The following is a 443-nucleotide window of genomic DNA, read 5'->3' as shown; positions in this document are numbered from 1 at the left end:
CTTGCGGAGTGGTGCAAAGGTAGAAAATTAGACCTATTCCCTCCAAGCTTTCCCCACTTATTTTTACAGACTATTCCGCAAGGCGCTGGTAGACTGAACGATATTTTTACAGAAACAGTGCTATTGATCCGTTCTTGTGGCTTTATTAGGTTGTTCTTGGGTTATCCTTGCTCCGTTCTTGGGTTATTCTTGTTCCATCCCTGTGCAGGGACAGGTCAGAGCTAGGTCTATCCTTAGGTCGTTCTTGGGTCATCCTTGTTCCATCATTGGGTTGTTCTTGTTCCGAAGCCTGCGCACAAAAGCCCCTCCAACTTTCTACCTTAGACCGGATTTGCTTAGGGTTAATAGGGGGTTAGTAGGGGTCATACCCCTACTAACCCCCTATTAACCCCCTACTATACCCCTATAAAACCCCTGTTAACACCGAACTTAAATAGAACTAA

Annotated in this window: 1 protein-coding gene; it reads left to right on the top strand. The window is 45.4% G+C overall.

Translation table 11 applies throughout. From position 1 onward, the window contains the following. The coding region (locus ACSZOX_RS22390; protein WP_437922473.1) for a hypothetical protein at nucleotides 1–225 on the top strand (225 nt) is incomplete at its 5' end. Between the last annotated feature and the right edge of the window lie 218 nt (nucleotides 226–443).

Source organism: Sphingobacterium sp. LRF_L2, assembly GCF_965644235.1.
GTDB lineage: Bacteria > Bacteroidota > Bacteroidia > Sphingobacteriales > Sphingobacteriaceae > Sphingobacterium.
Note: the sequence above shows the minus strand (reverse complement) of the source record. Positions and strands in the feature narration are given on the sequence as shown.